Source organism: Prevotella sp. P4-119, assembly GCF_002251345.1.
GTDB lineage: Bacteria > Bacteroidota > Bacteroidia > Bacteroidales > Bacteroidaceae > Prevotella.
Map to the genome: position 1 here is coordinate 1 of NZ_NPJB01000033.1, position 1230 is coordinate 1230.

The 1230-nt window shown below is 46.6% G+C and carries 1 protein-coding gene; it reads left to right on the forward strand.

All coding sequences use genetic code 11. From position 1 onward, the window contains the following. Positions 1–785 precede the first annotated feature (785 nt). Positions 786–1230, forward strand: a 445-nt coding sequence (locus CIK89_RS04270; RefSeq protein WP_144007343.1) for a hypothetical protein, incomplete at its 3' end; no start/stop codon positions are given.

Here is a 1230-nt window from a genome sequence, read left to right on the forward strand (position 1 = left end):
TTTTGATTTTGGTTTTTCAAAACTGTTATATTGTTATATTGTAACGCTGTAACGCCATTTTTGCGTTTCACTGAAAAATACCGTTTTCGGCTCTTTTCTTTACAGCGTCTAATTCTCACCCATGATCCTACCACAGTTTCAAGCCAATAAAAGTATAGTGTTCCACCTATCTTCCTTATATTCAGCAATATACAATAACCGCCAAGATTTACACTTCAAAATTTGGCTTTGTAACCAACTGATACACAGGGAAATGTAACAAGCCGTGGGAAAAGTGGTCACAAGCCGTGGGAAAAGTGGAACAACCGATTATTTTTCTTCGTACCTTTGCACTGGCGTCCAAGATAGGCGGCACCGTGGTTCAAGAGAGAATCACTCATCGCACAGCACATTCCGTCCGCACACAGACGTGGGCAACTCCTCAGTAAGTCACCAGTGAATCCGCACTAAATCCCAAAATTAGGCGGACAACGATGGGACAAAATGGGAGGAACATGGGAACTGAAAAGGAGAAACCGACGATGTGGGAATGGGTGCTAACTAACTTATTAACTAACTGAACTATCGCATGTGGGGAAGTTAAGGGAAGTTAGGGAAGTTAGAGAGAAGTTAAAGGACAAATGTCCTACGTCTTACGGCAAAAGGCTATTGTCTCTTAACTTCCCGAACGACCGTAGGGAGTGATAACTTCTTTAACTTCAATCAATTCCCTCAGTTGCGAAACTTGAATTACTAACAACTATTCCCCAGAACCCCCACTGGTCTAACAAACGGGGGGAAACAAAATGGCTATTCTAAATGGACTTATCAAAAAAATGAGTGGATCGGCTGGTCAGTTGACTTTCAAGACTGTTAACGGTCGTACCGTAGTATCGGAGAAAGTGACCAAGGTACGCAACACCCGCACCAAGGGACAACAGCGTCAGCGCATGAAATGGGTGAACATCGTCCGCATGTATGCAGGACTCGTTCCGCTGCTGAAAAACGCCTTCGAGAGGAAAGCGCAGTACCACACCGACTACAACATGTTCGTCCGTGCGAACAGCGTGGCTGCTCCTGTCTATCTCACCAAGGCTGAATCGGATGGCGGCGCATGCATCGCTGCTCCCTATCAGATCACCCAAGGCACGCTGCCCTCTATCTCGGTGAAGGGTACTGGCGACAAGGCGGTGACCAGCATCAACCTCGGAGGTCTCGCCATCGACGAGAATACCACGGTGAAGGACTTCG